Below are 17,124 nucleotides of genomic sequence, written 5' to 3'. Positions count from 1 at the left end.
TGACCGATCTCGGCGGCTCGCGTGATTCAGTATTGACGCACGTTTGCCATGCCCTTGAAAAGCGGCGCCGTTGGGCGAGTCGATCTCGACTGGCTATACTGCTTCCTCGCGTTCCATCAAGGCTACCGAATGGCTGTTCTTCACACGCTTCTCACTCCACTGCGCGGGCTGTGTCGTGCCCTGCTCGGGCGTTGGCTCGAATATCGCCATGTCGAAGCACAGGCCACTCCGCTCGACCCGACACGACCCACGATCTACGTGCTGCCCCACCCCGCGCTCTCGGACACCCTGGCGCTGGAACTGATGACGCACCGGGAAGGCTTGCCCCGCGCGCGCGGTCACATCGACCTCGGCGGAGCCCGCCTTCCCGCCTGCGTGGCATTGCCGCGCCTCAGCCGGGGACTGACCCAGGTGCGCGGGCGACGCTCGCTCGCCCTCGACAGCTTGCTCGAACAGCTGGCCGAACACCCCGAGCAGGACATCCAACTGGTGCCGGTGAGCGTGTTCTGGGGACGCGCCCCGGGCAAGGATTTCGGCTTCTGGAAGCTGCTCGCCGCGGACAGCTGGCAGTGGACAGGGCGACTGCGCCGGCTCTTGTCGATGGCGGTCAACGGCAAGCACGTGCAGGTACACCTCGGCGCTCCCTTGCAGCTGCGCTCGCTGATCGAGACGCGACCGCTGCCGGTCGCCCAGCGCAAGATGGCTCGCGTGCTGCGCGTTCACTTTCGCCGCGTGCGGGCCCGCGTACTGGGACCGGACCTGTCCCACCGCAACACGCTGATTCGCGGCGTGGTCGACAGCCCGCAGGTCCGTCAGGCGATTCGCGAGGCCGCCACCGCACGCGGCACCCGTGAAGAACGCGAAACGCGACGCGCCCTGCGTTATGGCCGCGAAATCGCTTCCAACACGTCGTATCCGGTACTGCGGTTTCTCTATCAGCTATTGCGTCGGCTCTGGAATCGGCTTTACGACGGGGTGAGCGTCAATGGCCTCGACGACGTCAAGGCACTGGCCGGCGATCACGAGCTGGTATACGTCCCCTGCCATCGCAGTCACATCGACTACCTGCTGCTTTCGTACGTGCTGTTTCGCGAGGGGCTGATGCCGCCGCACATCGCGGCGGGACGCAACCTCGACATGCCGTTGATCGGCCCGCTGCTGCGGCGAGGCGGTGCCTTCTTCCTGCGCCGCAGCTTTCGTGACAACCGCCTCTACGCGGCCGTGTTCAACGAATACGTCCACCGCCTCATCTCGCGCGGTCACCCCCTGGAGTACTTCATCGAAGGCGGACGTTCGCGCACCGGACGCATGCTGACGCCACGCCCCGGCATGCTGGCCATGACCCTGCGCTCCTTCGCCCGCGATCCCCGCCGCGAGGTCGCCTTCGTGCCCGTCTACGTGGGATACGAGAAGGTGCTGGAAAGCGGCAGCTACCTCAAGGAACTCCGGGGCGGACGCAAAAAGAAGGAATCGCCGTTCGACCTCTTGCGCGTCGTGCGGCGCCTGCGCCAGCCGTACGGTCATGTCACGGTCAACATCGGCGAGCCACTGCGACTGAGCGGCTTTCTCGATCATCACGTGCCCGCATGGCGCGAGCATCGACGGGAGGCCAGGCCGGACTGGCTCACCCAGGCGGTGACCACGCTCGGCGCCACGCTGGCACAGCGCATCAACGCGGCAGCGGCGATCACGCCGATCTCGCTGACAGCGCTCAGCCTTTTGGCGACCTCGCATCACGCCATGGAGGCCGACCTTCTCAAGCATCACATGCGCTTGCTGACACGCCTCAGACAGCACCTGGCAGGCGGCGAGCGCATCACCCTGCCCACGGGGGATCCCGAGGCCTGGATCGCGCACGCGGCGCACCTGGGCTTCATCGAGCGCCATCCACAGGCGCTCGGCGAACTGGTGCTCGCCACACCGGAACAGGCCACGCTGCTGACCTGGTATCGCAACAACGTCCTGCACCTGTTCATCGACATGGCCCTGGTCGCCTTCGCCTATCGGCACAACGCCCGCTTCGACCTTGCCCAGCTGCGCGCCCTGCTCGGTCCCACCTGGCCCGTGCTGGCGCATGAGTTCCATCTGCCCGCCGAGGACTTCGATGCCCGATTGCACCGCGCCCTCGACGCTCTCACGTCGGAAGGACTGTTGGTCCAGAGCGCACAGGACTGGGAACGGCCGGCCGGTCACCTGGAAAGCAGCGAGCATCTCCGCCTGCTGGGACGGCTGGTACAGCCCACGCTGGAGCGCGGCTATCTGCTGCTGGCCGTCCTGCTGCGCGAGGGCAGCGGCACCTTGACGCGGGACGCCCTGGAAGAACACAGCCGCCAGCTGGCCGAACGCCTGACGCTGCTCTCCGGGCTCAATGCACCGGAGTTCTTCGACAAGCGCCTGTTCAGCGGTTTGCTCGACACCCTGGAGGCGCAGGGCTGGTTATGGCGGGAAGGCGACAAGCTCTGTTATGACGCCGTCCTCGAGCAGGCCCAGGAGCGCGGGCGCGCGCTGTTCGATCCCAGCCTGCGACACCGCCTGACGCAACTGGTGCATCGTCAGGAGGCCTGACGCCTTCACTCGGGCTTCAGGCTGCGATGGACATAGAGGTCGTAGCGGCTGGTCTTGCCTTCCAGCATGTGATGCGGCGCCGGCCCCTCGATCGGCGGCGCACGCCGGGGGCGCTTGACCACCACCCGATGGCTGGCGACATCCAGGGCGGCCTCCAGCAGGCGCGGTGCATCGTCATCGTCGCCGGCCAGATCGCGGAAGACACGCATCTCTTTCTTGACCAACGCGCTCTTGTCGCGATGCGGAAACATGGGATCGAGGTGCACGACCTGCGGCGCAATGTCGTGGCGTGCCACCAGGCTCGCCAACTCACGCGCGGCATCTCCTTGCGCCACCCGCATGCGTGCCGCGATCTCGGCGGTCTCGGCATTCGCGCTCGCGCGGCCGAGGCCATCCTCGAGCAAGGCGTAGATCGCCGCCACACGCTCGATCAACAACACCTCGGCACCCAGGGTCGCCAGCACGAAGGCGTCTCGGCCCAGTCCCGCCGTGGCATCGACGATGCTCGGCGTCACGCCGCGTGCCAGCCCGCACGCCTTGGCCACCAGCTGGCCGCGACCGCCGCCGAAGCGCCGCCGGTGCGCGGCCTTGCCGGCGGTGAAATCGACCCGAATCGGCGCCCCGTAGTGCCGTGCCTCGCCCGACAACGCCAGCCCCTCGGGCGTCATCGCCAATCGCAAGGCAGCGGTGGCATCACCCTCGGCTTGCCAGGCAAGCCCCAGGCGCGCGGCCAGATCGCGCAGCGGCTCGCCCACGGCGACGACGGCGTCGCTCATGCCACCCATACCAGCAGGACGATGCCCAGAATCAGACGGTAGATGACGAACGGCAACATGCCGATGCGGTCCAGCGCCGCCAGGAACAGCTTGATGCACAGCCATGCCGCCACGAACGACATCAGGGTCCCGGCGACCAGCGTCCCCCACGCCACGCCTTCCCCCGACTCGATGAGTTCGACGCCCTTGAGCGAGCCGGCGGCGAGAATCAAGGGAATCGACAGCAAGAACGAGAAGCGTGCGGCGGCCTGGCGGGTAAAGCCCAGCAACAGGGCGGCGGTGATGGTGATGCCCGAACGCGACGTGCCGGGAATCAGCGCCAGCGCCTGGGCGAACCCGATGATCAGCGCATTGCGCAACGTCATCGCCGTCAGCGCATGCCGGCGGCTGCCCCGGACATCCGCCCACCACAGCAGCAAGCCGAAGAGCAGCGTGGTGATCGCGATCACCAGCGAGGCACGCAGGTACGATTCGATGACGTTCTCCAGCAAGAAACCGATGACCACGGCCGGCAGGGTGCCCACGATCACCGCCCAGCCCAGACGGCTTTCCGGCGTTGCCGGCCCGCCTCGGCACTGCGCCACCCAGTCACGCAGGATATGCGCGACCTCGCGGTGAAACGCCAGCACCACCGCAGCGAGGGAGCCCACGTGCACGGCCACATCGAAGGCCAGCCCCTGGTCGGGCCAGCCCAGCAACTGCGAGGGAAGAATCAGATGAGCGGATGATGAAATCGGCAGGAATTCGGTAAGGCCTTGAATGACGGCCAACGCAACGACGTGCAACCAATCCATGTAATGTCCTTAGAAGCAACGATACTCATGACGCTGCGTACGGGCGTGCGAACACGCCATTCTTGTTCTCCGGGGGGCAAGAAACGCCTAGGCGCGTTTCCACGCCACCTCATTGCGCAAGTACACCGGGACCGCCTCGTCGGCGGCGGGACGCTCCCCCGCTTCCCAGGCCTGTGCCGCCAGTTGCACCATGTCCTCGGCGGCAGGCTGCGGCTCGCTCAGGATCTGGCCCAGCGCAGCCTGGACCTCGGCCGGCATCCGCTCGCGCAGGGCCCAGCCCGAACCGATGCCCACCCAGTCGACGTCGTGAGATGCCACGGGCAGGCGCAACCGCTCGGGCGTCAGCACGGTCTCCGCCATCAACGGCTCGAGCGTGCCGTCGTGGCAGCGATAGGCAGCGGCGTATATCTCGTCCATGCGCGCATCCAGGGCCGCCACCACATAACGGGCGTGAAGGCGGCGGTGTGCCGCCAGCGCCAGAGCGTCGAGGGTGGAAATGCCGAGCAGCGGACGATCGAGAGCGAAGGCCAAGCCCTGCGCCGTGCCCGCCGCGATACGCAGTCCCGTGAACGAGCCCGGCCCCCGTCCATACGCCAGGGCATCGAGATCGGACAGCGTCGCGCCGGCCTCGGCCAGCACGTCATCGACCATCGGCATCAACAGCCGGGTATGTTGGCGCGGTGCGTCTTGATAGCGGGAGATGACATGCCCGTCACGCCACAGGGCGCAGGAACAGGCACTAGTGGAGGCATCCAGGGCCAGAAGAGTCGGCATCGGCAATCATCGGGAAAGCGAGTGAGCCCGCACTATAAACGCGCCGCCAGCCATTGGCAAAGCGGCCCGCGTGCGGTTTCGCGCTTTCCTTGACGTGTGTCGTCGATACGCGCGGCGCCGTGGCCGCGCTCACGCTGGAGGTCGCGCTCAGCCTTCGAGCGCCGTCAGCACCTGCTGGCGAATCGCCTCGACGCTGCCGGTGCCTTCCACGCGATGGTAGGCAGGCGCGGTCTGCGGGTCCTGCTGTGCCCACTCGCGATAGTACTGCACCAGGGGCTCGGTCTGCTCGTGGTAGACCGACAGACGGTTGCGCACGGTGGCCTCGCGGTCATCGTCACGCTGGATCAGCGCTTCGCCGGTGACATCGTCCTTGCCTTCTTCCTTGGGCGGATTGTAGTCCACGTGATAGACGCGCCCCGAGCCGGGATGGACACGGCGGCCCGCCAGGCGCGTGACGATTTCCTCGTCGTCGACGGCCACTTCCAGCACGTGGTCGAGCTTGACGTTGGCTTCCTTCATGGCATCGGCCTGGGGAATCGTCCGCGGGAAGCCGTCGAACAGGAAGCCATTGGCACAATCCGGCTGGGCGATGCGCTCCTTGACCAGGGCGATGATGATATCGTCGGACACCAGGCCGCCGCTGTTCATGATCTCCTTGACCTTGAGCCCGAGTTCACTGCCTTCCTTGACCGCCGCACGCAGCATATCTCCGGTGGAGATCTGCGGAATGTCGAAACGCTCACAGATGAATTGGGCCTGGGTGCCCTTGCCTGCGCCCGGGGCGCCCAACAAGATCAAACGCATCGATAGTGCTCCTTGAACGAGGGATACCGTCTTCGTTATCGACCATGGTGCATGTCACCCGCATTCGTCATGGCCGCTGGAATGGCCCATGACGATACCTGCACGGCTCAGGCGGCACAAGCACGCCCGCACCGCGATCTCCGTTCGCGATCGAGCACAAACCGCTTGTTTTCATCGACTTGGGCCAGGCGTTGCACTTTCGTCGCGACCGTATTCCTCGCCGGACGCCCCCTCTCGTCAAGCACCCGACGAAAAAAAGCGGCTCCCCGAGGGGAGCCGCTTTCGGCATGCCGAAGATGCGCATGCGTCCGCTTACATCAACAGGCGACGAATATCGCTCAGCGCCTGGGCCAGGAAGGCCGTGAAGCGCGCCGCATCCGCACCGTTGACCGCGCGGTGATCGTAGGACAGCGACAGCGGCATCATCAGCCTTGGGGCGAACTCCGCACCGTCCCACACCGGCTTCATCTGCGCCTTGGAGACGCCGAGGATGGCGACTTCCGGGGCGTTGACGATGGGCGTGAAGGCAGTCCCACCGATGGAACCCAGGCTGGAGATGGTGAAGCAGCCGCCCGTCATCTCCTCGCGCTTGAGCTTCTTCGACTGTGCCTTGCCGGCCAGTTCGACCGATTCCTTGGCCAGCTCGATCAGCGACTTCTGATCGGCGTTGCGGATCACCGGCACCATCAGGCCGTCCGGCGTATCCACGGCGATACCGATGTGCACGTAATGCTTCTGCACCAGGGTCTCGCCGTCGCTCTTCAGGCTGACGTTGAACTGCGGGAATTTCTGCAAGGCATAGGCGCAGGCCTTGATCAGGAACGGCAGCGGCGTGAGCTTGGCGTCCTGCTTGGCAGCCTCGTCCTTCATCGACTTGCGGAAGGCCTCGAGCTCGGTGATGTCCGCTTCGTCGAACTGGGTCACGTGCGGCACGTTGAGCCAGCTGCGATGCAGGTTGGCCGCACCGGCCTTCATCAGGCGGCCCATGGGCTTTTCCTCGACCTCGCCGAACTGGCTGAAGTCGATGTCCGGCACCGCCGGGATGCCCGCACCGTCCGTCGGCGCGGCCGTGCTTCCGGTGCCGCTGGCGCGCTGCTGAAGGGCGTTCTTGACGTAACCCTGGACGTCTTCCTTCAGTACGCGACTCTTGGGCCCGGTGGGCGTGACCTGAGCCAGGTCGACGCCCAGTTCACGCGCCAGCATGCGGACCGCCGGCCCGGCATGCACGTGCGCACCGGCAGTCTTCTTGTCGCCGTGCTTGTGACGTGCCTCGGGACTCGGCTCGCCTGCAGGCTGCGCAGCGCGTTTGGCATCGGACTTGGCCGGCGCCGGCCGGGAGTCAGTCGCCTTTTGCTGACCGGCGTCGGCTTTCTCGGCGCCGGACTTCTTGCCGCCATCGGACTTCTTGGCCGGCTTCTTCGCGCCGGCCACCGGAGTGCCGGCCACCTCGATGTAGCCGATCAGGTCGCCCTCGGAAACGCTGTCGCCTTCCTTGACCGAGACTTCGACCACCTTGCCCTTGTAGGGGCTGGGAACGTCCATGGAGGCCTTGTCGGACTCCAGCGTGATCAGCGTATCTTCCTCGCCGATCTCGTCACCTTCGCCGATGGCAACCTCGATGATCTCGACGCCTTCGCTGCCGCCGATATCGGGGACGCGAAGTTCCTTGCGGCCGGACTCGCCTTCGCCTGCGTCCTCTTCGCTGTCATCGCCGTCGGCCTCGTCTTCCGCCAGGGCGCTGCTCGCGTCGTCTTCCGCCGGTGCCGCGTCGGTCTCGTCGTCGTCCCCGCCTTCGCCGGCGATCTCCATGCTGCCGATCACATCGCCTTCGGAAACACTGTCGCCTTCCTTGACCGCCAGCGAGACCAGCTTGCCACTGTACGGGCTCGGGACGTCCATGGACGCCTTGTCGGACTCCAGCGTGATCAAGGTGTCTTCCGCCTCGATCTCGTCGCCTTCGCTGACCGGTACCTCGATGATCTCGACGCCTTCACTGCCGCCGATATCCGGCACCTTGACCTCGACGGTACGCTTGCCGCCACCGCCGGACTTCTTCGGCGCCGCCTTTTCGGGTGCCGCCATTTCCTGCTCTTCGGAGGCACTCGCGTCCTGTGACGCTTCCTCGTCCTGAGAGGCGGTATCACCGGCGTCGTCGCCACCGCCTTCCGCTTCGAGCTCGAGGATGTCGTCGCCCTCGGAGACGGTATCGCCTTCCTTGACCAGCACCTTGACGACCTTACCGCCCTTGGGCGCGGGGACGTCCATGCTGGCCTTGTCGGATTCCAGCGTGATCATGGTGTCCTCGGGCGCGATGACATCGCCCTCGGACACCGTCACCTCGATGATCTCGACGCCTTCGCTGCCGCCGATATCGGGAACTTTGATGATTTCGCTACTCAAGGTCGCGCTCCTTTCCAATCTGGCGGTCTGGTCGCTCCGGTCCTCGCTGCCGACCGGGTGACGCGACCAGACCAGGCAATCTGGCCATGGCCGCCACCGCCCCTAGGCGATGACGGCACCCTGATGGGACCCTTCGGTCCAGGGCATCAACGGGGCTCAAGACACCAGCGGGCTGGGCTTGGCGGGGTCGATGCCGTATTTCTTCATGGCATCGTTGACGACCTTGACGTCGATCTCACCGCGATTGGCCAGCGCGCGCAGCGCTTGAATGGTGACGTAGTAGCGGTCGACTTCGAAGAAACGACGCAGCGCTTCACGCGTGTCGGAACGTCCGAAACCATCGGTCCCCAGCACGTGGAAGTCGCTCGGTACCCAGGCGCGGATCTGGTCGGCGTAGAGCTTCATGTAGTCGGTCGAGGCGACGACCGGCCCTTCGGCGCTATCCAGCTGCTGCACCACCCACGGCTTCTCACGCTTCTCATCGTAGTCGAGGAACTGCAGGCGGTCGTATTCGAGCGCTTCGCGACGCAGCTCGTTGAAGCTGGTCACGCTCCACACGTCGGCGACCACGCCATGCTCTTCCGCCAGCATCTCGGCGGCGGCCTCGACTTCGCGCAGGATCGTGCCGCTGCCCAACAGCTGCACGCGCGGCTGTTTCTTGCGGCCGTCCTTCTTGCCTTCCGAGAGACGATACATGCCGCGAACGATGCCTTCCTCGCTGCCCTCCGGCATTTCCGGGTGCGGGTAGTTCTCGTTCATCACGGTCAGGTAGTAGAAGCAGTTTTCCTTGTCCTGGAACATCCGCTTCAGCCCGTCCTGCAGGATGACCGCCACCTCGTGGCCATAGCACGGGTCGTAGGCACGGCAGGTCGGCACGGTCGACATCAGGATATGGCTGTGGCCGTCCTGGTGCTGCAGGCCTTCGCCGTTGATGGTGGTACGCCCGGCGGTACCGCCGATCATGAAGCCACGCGCCTGCAGGTCACCGGCGGCCCAGACCAGGTCGCCGACACGCTGATAGCCGAACATCGAGTAGTAGACGTAGAACGGAATCAGCGGCAGGTGGTGGTTGGCGTACGCCGTCGCCGCCGCGATCCACGCGGACATGGAGCCGGCTTCGGTGATGCCTTCCTCGAGAATCTGGCCTTTCTGATCCTCGCGGTAGTACATGATCTGACCGGCATCCATCGGCTCGTACTTCTGGCCTTCGGCGGCGTAGATGCCAAGCTGACGGAACATGCCCTCCATCCCGAAGGTACGCGCCTCGTCGGGAATGATCGGCACCACCCGCGAGCCGAGCTGCTTGTTCTTGACCAAGCCGTTGAGCACGCGCACGAAGGACATCGTGCTGGACACTTCACGGTCGCCGGAGCCCTTGAGCTGGGACGCGAACATCTTGTCGTCGAGCCCGGGGATCTCGAGCGCCTCGAAGTCGTTCTTGCGTGCCGGCAAGAAGCCGCCGAGCTTCTCGCGCTGGAGATGCAGGTACTTCATCTCCGGGCTGTCGTCGTCGGGCTTGTAGTACGGAATATCGCCGCTTTCGATCTGCTTGTCGGAGATCGGGATGCCGAACCGGTCGCGGAACGCCTTGAGGGCGTCGGTATCCATCGACTTGATCTGGTGGGCTTCCATGTCGGCTTCGCCGCTGCCGCCGCCCATGCCGTAACCCTTGACGGTGTGCGCCAGGATCACGGTGGGACGGTTGCCCGCGTTGTTGACCGCTTCATGGTAGGCCGCATAGACCTTCTGCGGGTCGTGGCCGCCCCGGTTGAGACGGAAGATCTGCTCGTCGGTGTAGTCCTTGACCATCGCCGCGGTTTCTTCGTACTTGCCGAAGAAATGCTCGCGGGTGTAGGCACCGCCCTGAGCCTTGTAGTTCTGGTACTCGCCGTCGACCGCCTCGTCCATGCGCTTTTGCAGCATGCCGTTGGCGTCCTGCTCGAACAGCGGGTCCCACTGACCGCCCCACACGACCTTGATCACGTTCCAGCCGGCACCGCGGAAGACGCCTTCCAGCTCGTCGATGATGCGCGAGTTGCCACGCACCGGGCCATCGAGACGCTGCAGGTTGCAGTTGATGACGAAGATCAGGTTGTCGAGCTTTTCACGGCTGGCCAGATGCAGCGCGCCGAGGGTTTCGGGCTCGTCGCACTCGCCGTCCCCCAGGAATGCCCAGACCTTGCGGTCCTTCATGTCCTCGAGTTCACGCGAATGCAGGTACTTCATCACGTGAGCCTGATAGATCGCCTGGATCGGCCCCAGTCCCATGGAGACCGTGGGGAACTGCCAGTAATCCGGCATCAGGTACGGGTGGGGGTAAGACGGCAGCGCGTCGCCGTCGACTTCCTGACGGAAGTTGTCCATCTGCTCTTCGGTCAGGCGGCCTTCGAGGAAGGAACGCGCATAGATGCCCGGCGTCACGTGCCCCTGGATGTACAGCAGGTCGCCCTTGTGATCGCCATTGTCCGCGCGGAAGAAGTGGTTGAAGCCCACTTCGTACAAGGTCGCACTGGACTGGTAGCTGGCAATGTGACCGCCCAGGCCCTTGTGCTTCTTGTTGGCGCGCAGCACCTGCACCATCGCGTTCCAGCGAATGGCCGAGCGAATCTTGCGCTCGATGAACATGTCGCCGGGCATCTTGGCTTCACGATGCATCGGGATGGTATTGCGATGCGGCGTGGTCCCGGAAAACGGCGGTGAAGAGCCATCGCGACGCAGGCGGTCCGCCAGGCGACTCATGATATACCGAGCACGTTCTTCGCCCTCATGCTCGATGACCGAGGCCAAGGAATCCAGCCATTCCGTGGTTTCGATCGGATCGAGATCTTCTCTTGCCTCCAGACTCATAGACGTCTCTCCGAATGAAGCATGTATGTCGGTTGGCCCGTCTACGCATCGCGATGGGGCCTGTGGCGCTCTTCAGTGCGGGCGCGACCTTCTTTGGGCCGAGTCTCCGGGGAAAGCTTTCTGTAATTTCCTTACAGCGGGGCGTGCAAGACGCACGAATTCAGGCGACGAAGATACCGCAAACGCTGTCTGCTGCCAATTCGATAGGTCGCAAGCGGGTTGCAAAATGCTGATGCATGGCATGGAAAGCGGCATCGCCCTCGGCATGCGACAAAGGCTTACACGATGTAGTGGAATTACACGCATGCCCGGGCATCGCTTGCCTGCGTCGTCAACGCCTGCACGCACTGGCGAAAGTAGGCCCAGTCGAAGGCCGGCCCCGGGTCGGTCTTGCGCAGCGGCGCAATTCGCGCGTGGCTGGTCACGCGCGCCAGCGTCAAGGCGGGATAGCGCGCATGCAGTGCCAGGAACACCCGCGCCAGGCAACGATACTGTGCCTCGCGGTAGGCGTGAATCTCGTCGCCTTCCAGCTCGATGCCGATGCTGAAATCGTTGAGTTCGCGACGTTCGCGATGTCCGTCCCACCAGCGCGAGCGCCCGGCATGCCAGGCGCGGCGGTCGAAGCCCACGAACTGTACCGCTTCGCCATCGCGGCGGATCAGCACATGCGCCGACACCCGCAGGGCATGGATCGTGGCAAAGTAGGGATGCGCGGCGGGATCGAGACGATTGGTGAACAACCGTTCGATGGCATCGCCCCCGAAGCGCCCCGGGGGCAAGCTGATGGAATGCAGCACCAGCGCCGACACCTCGTCTTCGGGCCGTGCGTTATGATTGGGCGAGGCGACGTGCCGCGCCGCCGTCAGCCAATGATGAGGATCGACTTGCATGCGTGCTCCTGCCAACCTGACGATACGCCGTGACACGGGGCTGCACACCCCCTGACCGCCTCGGCGTCATCCCGATATAATGCGAGTATTGTCGCACACCCAAGCAAAGGCCCCGACATGCACTATCGCGAAGCTCTTGCGGAAGACATCAGAACCAGCGCCGCTCGCTTGCTGGCCGAGGACGTCGGCCCCGGCGACATCACCGCCCAGTTGATTCCCGCCAAGCAGTGGGCCTGGGCGCGCGTCGTCTCCCGCGAGGATGCCGTGCTGTGCGGCGTCGCCTGGGTCGACGAGCTCTATCGCCGCCTCGACCCGAGCGTCAGGCTCACCTGGCACGCCGCCGATGGCGACGCCCTCGCGCCGGATCAGGTCTTCCTCGAACTGGAAGGCCCCGCCCGCAGCCTGATGACCGGCGAGCGCGCGGCCCTCAACCTGCTGCAGACGCTGTCCGGCACCGCCACCCGCACGCGCGACTATGCCGCACGGGTCGCGGACACCGGCGTGGCCTTGCTCGACACCCGCAAGACCCTGCCCGGCCTGCGCCTGGCCCAGAAATACGCCGTCACTTGCGGCGGCGGCCACAACCACCGCCTCGGCCTGCACGACGCCTTCCTGATCAAGGAAAACCACATCGCCGCCTGCGGCGGCATCGCCGAGGCAGTGACCGCCGCACGTCGCATCGCCAGCGACCTGCCGGTGGAAGTGGAAGTGGAGTCGCTCGACGAGCTGGACGCCGCGCTCGAGGCTGGCGCCGACACCATCATGCTCGACAATTTCGCGCTCGAGACGCTGCGCGAAGCGGTCGCCCGCAATGCCGGCCGCAGTCGTCTGGAAGCCTCCGGCAATGTCAGCGAGGCGACCTTGCGCGAGATCGCCGAGACCGGTGTCGACTGCATCTCCATCGGCGCGCTGACCAAGGACGTCAAGGCCATCGATCTCTCGATGCGCGTGGTACGCACCGAGACACGCTGATCGCCCCTGGCGACGCGGCTCAACGTCCGAAGGCGAGCATCCGCTCCAGCGGCGCGAGGGCACGTTCGCGCAGGCCCGCTTCGACCTCGATGTCGCCGCCGCCCTCGCGCAGCGCGTGCTCGAGACGGTCGAGGTCGTTCATCGCCATCCACGGGCAGTGCGCGCAGCTGCGGCAGGTCGCACCCTCGCCCGCGGTCGGTGCCTCGATGAGCGTCTTCTCGGGCACCGCCTGCTGCATCTTGTAGAAAATGCCGCGGTCGGTGGCCACGATCAGTTGAGGCTGCTCCAGCTCGCGCGCGGCCTGGATCAACTGCGAGGTCGACCCCACCACGTCGGCCAGCTCAATCACCGCCGACGGCGACTCGGGATGCACCAGCAAGGCGGCCTGGGGGTAGACCTTCTTCAGATCCAGCACCCCTTGTGCCTTGAACTCCTCGTGCACGATGCAGGCCCCGTCCCACAGCAGCATGTCGGCACCGGTACGCTCGCGGATGTAGCGTCCCAGGTGCTTGTCCGGCGCCCACAGGATCTTTTCACCACGGGCATGCAGGTGCTCGATCACCTCGACCGCGATCGACGAGGTCACCACCCAGTCGGCACGCGCCTTGACCGCCGCCGACGTGTTGGCATAGACCACCACGGTGCGATCGGGATGTGCGTCGCAGAAGGCCGCGAACGCCGCCGGCGGGCATCCTTCGTCGAGCGAGCAGGTCGCCTCCAGCGTGGGCATGACCACGCGCTTTTCGGGGGAAAGGATCTTGGCCGTCTCGCCCATGAAACGCACGCCGGCCACGACCAGCGTGGTGGCCGGGTGCCGTGCGCCGAAGCGGGCCATTTCCAGGGAGTCGGCCACGCAGCCGCCGCTTTCCTCGGCCAGCTGTTGAATGGCATCGTCGGTATAGTAATGCGCCACCAGCACGGCATCGCGCTCGCGCAGCAAGCGCTGGATCGTCTCGGCCTGGGCGCGCGCCCGGGCACTGGGCACGGCGGGACAATAGGTACGCGCCAGCGACGTTGTGGCCGGCGCTTTCGGTGTCATGATCGTCATCGTGTCTACCACTGCGACTGGCAGGGGCTCCCCCTGCGTAACGAGAAGCGGCGCTTGCGATCTCTTCGCGACACGCCACACCCGCCATCATGATACGGCCGGCCACCCGCGGCTCGCCAGTCCCGCCTCCGGGTTACCCGCAAGGCTCCGTGGCGCATGACACGTTCCCAGAAACGCAAAAACCCCGCCTCATGCGAGACGGGGTGGAATGCTGGTGGGTCGTGTAGGATTCGAACCTACGACCAATTGGTTAAAAGCCAACTGCTCTACCACTGAGCTAACGACCCATAATCTGCCCTGGCAGGCAGTCGACGGCGGCAATGGTGGGTCGTGTAGGATTCGAACCTACGACCAATTGGTTAAAAGCCAACTGCTCTACCACTGAGCTAACGACCCGCCGCCGGGTCTTCGAGACGCACCATCAAGGGCATGTGCCGATGGTGGGTCGTGTAGGATTCGAACCTACGACCAATTGGTTAAAAGCCAACTGCTCTACCACTGAGCTAACGACCCGTCCCGACAGGGCGCACATAGTACTGATAACGCTCGACATTGACAAGATTTTTTTGCCGGGAACGCGCTCACCGCGAGCGCCGCGACGACTTCGGCTTGCGCATGGCATTGACCGGACGGCGCTTGTTCTTGTCACGGCTCCAGCGATTCTGCTCGTCGGGCGTCAGTTCGGGCACCTTGCGCGCTGGCAGGTCCGCCAGCTGCGCCAGGTCGTCGATCTCATCCTGCGACAGCTCGACCCATTCGCCGGCCTTGGCGCGCTTGTCGAGAAAGATGTTGCCGTAGCGCACACGCTTGAGACGACTCACCGTGAGTCCTTGAGATTCCCAGAGACGCCGTACCTCGCGGTTGCGTCCCTCAAGGATCACCACGTGGAACCAGGTGTTGATGCCCTCGCCGCCGAATTCCTGCACATCGGTGAAACGCGCCGGGCCATCCTCGAGCATCACGCCCTCGACCATGGCATTGACGTGTTCCTGGCGAACGTTGCCCATCACGCGCACCGCGTATTCGCGCTCGACCTGCGTGGCGGGATGCATCAGGCGGTTGGCGAGCTCGCCATCGGTGGTGAACAGCAGCAGGCCGCTGGTGTTGATGTCGAGACGACCGACGGCGATCCAGCGCTCGCCCTTGAGACGCGGCAGGCGCTCGAACACGGTACGCCGACCCTCGGGGTCACGTCGCGTGCACAGCTCGCCTTCGGGCTTGTTGTACATGATGACGCGCCGGGGCACTTCCTCGGCATCGCGCAGATTGACCGGCCGCTCGTCGAAGGTGACGCGGTCGCGTGTCTCGATGCGATCGCCCAGGGTGGCGACCTGACCGTTGACCTTGACGCGGCCATCGGCGATGGCGGTCTCCATCTCGCGGCGCGAGCCGAAGCCCGCGCGGGCCAGGACCTTCTGTAATTTCTCGGTAGGCGTGTTCATGGATCGAACGTTGTCTCGTCTGATGAATGTTCCGCGTCCGCCGCGGAGGCGTCGTCGCCCGCTCGGGACGATTCGGCCTGCTCGGTGCGCCGGCGGGCGCGTTCGGCCAGGCGAGCCTCGAGTTCGGCGAAGCTCAATCCCGACCGCTCGGACGCCGTCTCGGCGTGCTGGTCGTCGACCGTCTCGGTCGTCGTGATGTCTTGCGTGGCTTCGGATGCCTGCGGGGCATCGTCGTCCGGCGGCATATTCTCGGCGTTGTCGGCGTGAGTGTCACGCACTGATGCCGACGACGCGTCGGTATGCCCCAGGGCCTCCTCGAAACGCGCCTCGAACTCCTTGAGCTCGTGCATCGGTGGCAACGCATCGAGGGTCTTGAGGCCGAAATCGTCGAGGAAGGTACGCGTCGTGGCATAGACCGACGGCCGCCCCGGCACATCGCGCTGTCCCACCACGCGAATCCAGCCTCGCTCGGTCAAGGTACGCACGATCGAGCTGCTCACCGAGACGCCACGCACCTCTTCGATATCGCCTCGGGTCACCGGTTGACGATAGGCGATCAATGCCAGGGTCTCCAGTAACGCGCGCGAATAGCGCTGCGGCCGCTCGTCCCAGAGTCGCGAGATCCACGGCGAAAAACGCGCACGAATCCGCACCTGAAAGCCCGAAGCGGTTTCGACGAGTTCCAGGGCGCTGTTCTCGAGGCGCTCGCCCAAACGCGCCAGGGCGTCGCGCAGCTCGCCGCGCGAGGGACGCTCGCGCTCGTCGAACAGGGTTTCCAGACGCTCCGGCGTCAGCGGCTCGCCGGCAGCCAGCAACGCGGCTTCGCAGACCTCGTCGAGAGACGTGGGCGCCTCGTTCATTGCGGTTCCTCTTCGGCATCGGCGAAGGCACTTTCTCCGCCATCGTCGTCCTCCGCCCCGCTGCCGTCGTCGTCGACGTCCGGCGTCAGACGCGCGCGCACGTGGATCGGCGACAGCGGAGCGTTCTGCGTGATATCGATCATGGCTTCCTTGGCCAGCTCGAGAATCGCCATGAAGGTCACCACCACGCCGGCGCGCCCCTCCTCGAGCGTGAACAGTGCCTCGAAGGGCACGTAACGCTGCCCCTCGAGCCGTTCCATGATGCGCAGCATGCGCTCGCGCGTGGACAGCACCTCACGACTGATCTGGTGCGACTGCTGAAACTCGGCGCGCTTGAGCAGGCCCGACAAGGCATGCAAGAGCTCGTCCAGCTCGACCTCGGGGTGGATCACGCGCGTCTCCAGGGACGGCAGCGCGGCTTGCGCCACCACCCAGTCGCGCCCCTCGCGCGGCAGTGCGTCGAGCCCCTCGGCGGCCAGCTTCAACTGTTCGTACTCCTGCAGGCGGCGAATCAGCTCGGCACGCGGGTCCTCGTCGTCCTCGTCGTCGCCCTTGGGCGGTCGTGGCAGCAACGAGCGCGACTTGATCTCCGCCAGCATGGCCGCCATCAGCAGGTACTCGCCCGCCAGATCGATCTCCAGGGCCCGCATCAGCTCGACGTACTCGATGTACTGATGGGTGATGGCCGCCACGTCGATGCTCAGGATATCGAGATTCTGACGCCGAATCAGGTATAGCAGCAGGTCGAGCGGCCCCTCGAAGGTCTCGAGAAAGACACGCAGCGCCTCGGGCGGAATGTAGAGATCTTCCGGCAGCTCGGTGATGGGCTGGTCGTGCAGGCGCGCCAACACCGACGCCTGGGCAACGGCCGGCGCCGTATCGGCATCGGTGGGCTGGGCTGTATCGCTCACGCGGGACCCTCTCCTCGACTGCGCCTCACGGCGCGACCTTC

Annotated in this window: 13 protein-coding genes and 3 tRNA genes; 2 read left to right on the top strand and 14 right to left on the bottom strand. The window is 65.4% G+C overall.

Annotated elements, in window-relative coordinates; translation table 11 throughout:
- Window positions 1-129 precede the first annotated feature (129 nt).
- Entirely contained in the window at window positions 130-2,565 is a 2,436-nt protein-coding gene (plsB, locus tag CSAL_RS04395) for a glycerol-3-phosphate 1-O-acyltransferase PlsB (protein WP_043557968.1), read from the top strand.
- Between the two features lie 5 nt (window positions 2,566-2,570).
- On the opposite strand, the gene CSAL_RS04390 is transcribed toward plsB, so the two are convergent.
- The 7 genes from CSAL_RS04390 to ampD all read right to left on the bottom strand — a co-directional run bounded on the left by CSAL_RS04390 (window position 2,571) and on the right by ampD (window position 11,850).
- A complete protein-coding gene (locus CSAL_RS04390) occupies window positions 2,571-3,341 on the bottom strand; it encodes a class I SAM-dependent methyltransferase (RefSeq protein WP_011506163.1) in 771 nt (256 codons plus the stop codon).
- Complete coding sequence (locus CSAL_RS04385; protein ID WP_011506162.1) at window positions 3,338-4,135, bottom strand: undecaprenyl-diphosphate phosphatase; 798 nt, start codon at window positions 4,133-4,135, stop codon at window positions 3,338-3,340. The genes CSAL_RS04390 and CSAL_RS04385 overlap by 4 nt, the downstream gene beginning before the upstream one ends.
- A gap of 87 nt (window positions 4,136-4,222) precedes the next feature.
- Window positions 4,223-4,909 (bottom strand): tRNA (adenosine(37)-N6)-threonylcarbamoyltransferase complex dimerization subunit type 1 TsaB, encoded by a 687-nt coding sequence (gene tsaB, locus CSAL_RS04380; protein ID WP_011506161.1) that lies wholly within the window; start codon window positions 4,907-4,909, stop codon window positions 4,223-4,225.
- Between the two features lie 147 nt (window positions 4,910-5,056).
- Window positions 5,057-5,713: an adenylate kinase gene (gene adk / locus CSAL_RS04375; protein WP_011506160.1), complete on the bottom strand. Its 657-nt coding sequence runs from the start codon at window positions 5,711-5,713 to the stop codon at window positions 5,057-5,059.
- A 312-nt stretch (window positions 5,714-6,025) separates the two neighbouring features.
- On the bottom strand, window positions 6,026-8,113 hold the full coding sequence (gene aceF / locus CSAL_RS04370) for a pyruvate dehydrogenase complex dihydrolipoyllysine-residue acetyltransferase (RefSeq protein WP_011506159.1): 2,088 nt from the start codon (window positions 8,111-8,113) through the stop codon (window positions 6,026-6,028).
- A gap of 156 nt (window positions 8,114-8,269) precedes the next feature.
- Window positions 8,270-10,960, bottom strand: coding sequence for a pyruvate dehydrogenase (acetyl-transferring), homodimeric type (gene aceE, locus CSAL_RS04365; RefSeq protein WP_011506158.1), 2,691 nt, complete (start codon window positions 10,958-10,960; stop codon window positions 8,270-8,272).
- A gap of 296 nt (window positions 10,961-11,256) precedes the next feature.
- Window positions 11,257-11,850 carry a 1,6-anhydro-N-acetylmuramyl-L-alanine amidase AmpD gene (gene ampD / locus CSAL_RS04360; RefSeq protein WP_011506157.1) on the bottom strand — a complete coding sequence of 198 codons (594 nt, stop codon included), beginning with the start codon at window positions 11,848-11,850 and terminating at the stop codon, window positions 11,257-11,259.
- Between the two features lie 117 nt (window positions 11,851-11,967).
- Here ampD and nadC point away from each other — a divergent pair, with 117 nt between their 5' ends.
- Window positions 11,968-12,822 (top strand): carboxylating nicotinate-nucleotide diphosphorylase, encoded by an 855-nt coding sequence (gene nadC, locus CSAL_RS04355; RefSeq protein ID WP_011506156.1) that lies wholly within the window; start codon window positions 11,968-11,970, stop codon window positions 12,820-12,822.
- 19 nt (window positions 12,823-12,841) lie between these two features.
- Here nadC and nadA read toward each other — a convergent pair whose 3' ends face one another.
- From nadA to CSAL_RS04320, 7 genes are all read right to left on the bottom strand, one after another.
- Window positions 12,842-13,870, bottom strand: coding sequence for a quinolinate synthase NadA (nadA, locus tag CSAL_RS04350; protein ID WP_011506155.1), 1,029 nt, complete (start codon window positions 13,868-13,870; stop codon window positions 12,842-12,844).
- Window positions 13,871-14,082: 212 nt separating this feature from the next.
- Window positions 14,083-14,157, bottom strand: a tRNA-Lys gene (locus CSAL_RS04345).
- Window positions 14,158-14,191: 34 nt separating this feature from the next.
- Window positions 14,192-14,266, bottom strand: a tRNA-Lys gene (locus CSAL_RS04340).
- Between the two features lie 42 nt (window positions 14,267-14,308).
- Window positions 14,309-14,383, bottom strand: a tRNA-Lys gene (locus CSAL_RS04335).
- A gap of 68 nt (window positions 14,384-14,451) precedes the next feature.
- Complete coding sequence (rluB, locus tag CSAL_RS04330) at window positions 14,452-15,312, bottom strand: 23S rRNA pseudouridine(2605) synthase RluB (RefSeq protein WP_011506154.1); 861 nt, start codon at window positions 15,310-15,312, stop codon at window positions 14,452-14,454.
- Window positions 15,309-16,172 (bottom strand): SMC-Scp complex subunit ScpB, encoded by an 864-nt coding sequence (gene scpB / locus CSAL_RS04325; protein ID WP_011506153.1) that lies wholly within the window; start codon window positions 16,170-16,172, stop codon window positions 15,309-15,311. The genes rluB and scpB overlap by 4 nt, the downstream gene beginning before the upstream one ends.
- Window positions 16,169-17,083, bottom strand: a complete 915-nt coding sequence (locus CSAL_RS04320) for a segregation and condensation protein A (protein WP_011506152.1) — start codon at window positions 17,081-17,083, stop codon at window positions 16,169-16,171. The genes scpB and CSAL_RS04320 overlap by 4 nt, the downstream gene beginning before the upstream one ends.
- Window positions 17,084-17,124 lie beyond the last annotated feature (41 nt).

The organism is Chromohalobacter israelensis DSM 3043, from assembly GCF_000055785.1.
Taxonomy (GTDB): Bacteria; Pseudomonadota; Gammaproteobacteria; order Pseudomonadales; family Halomonadaceae; genus Chromohalobacter; species Chromohalobacter israelensis.
This window is presented reverse-complemented; position numbering and strand designations above follow the sequence as displayed.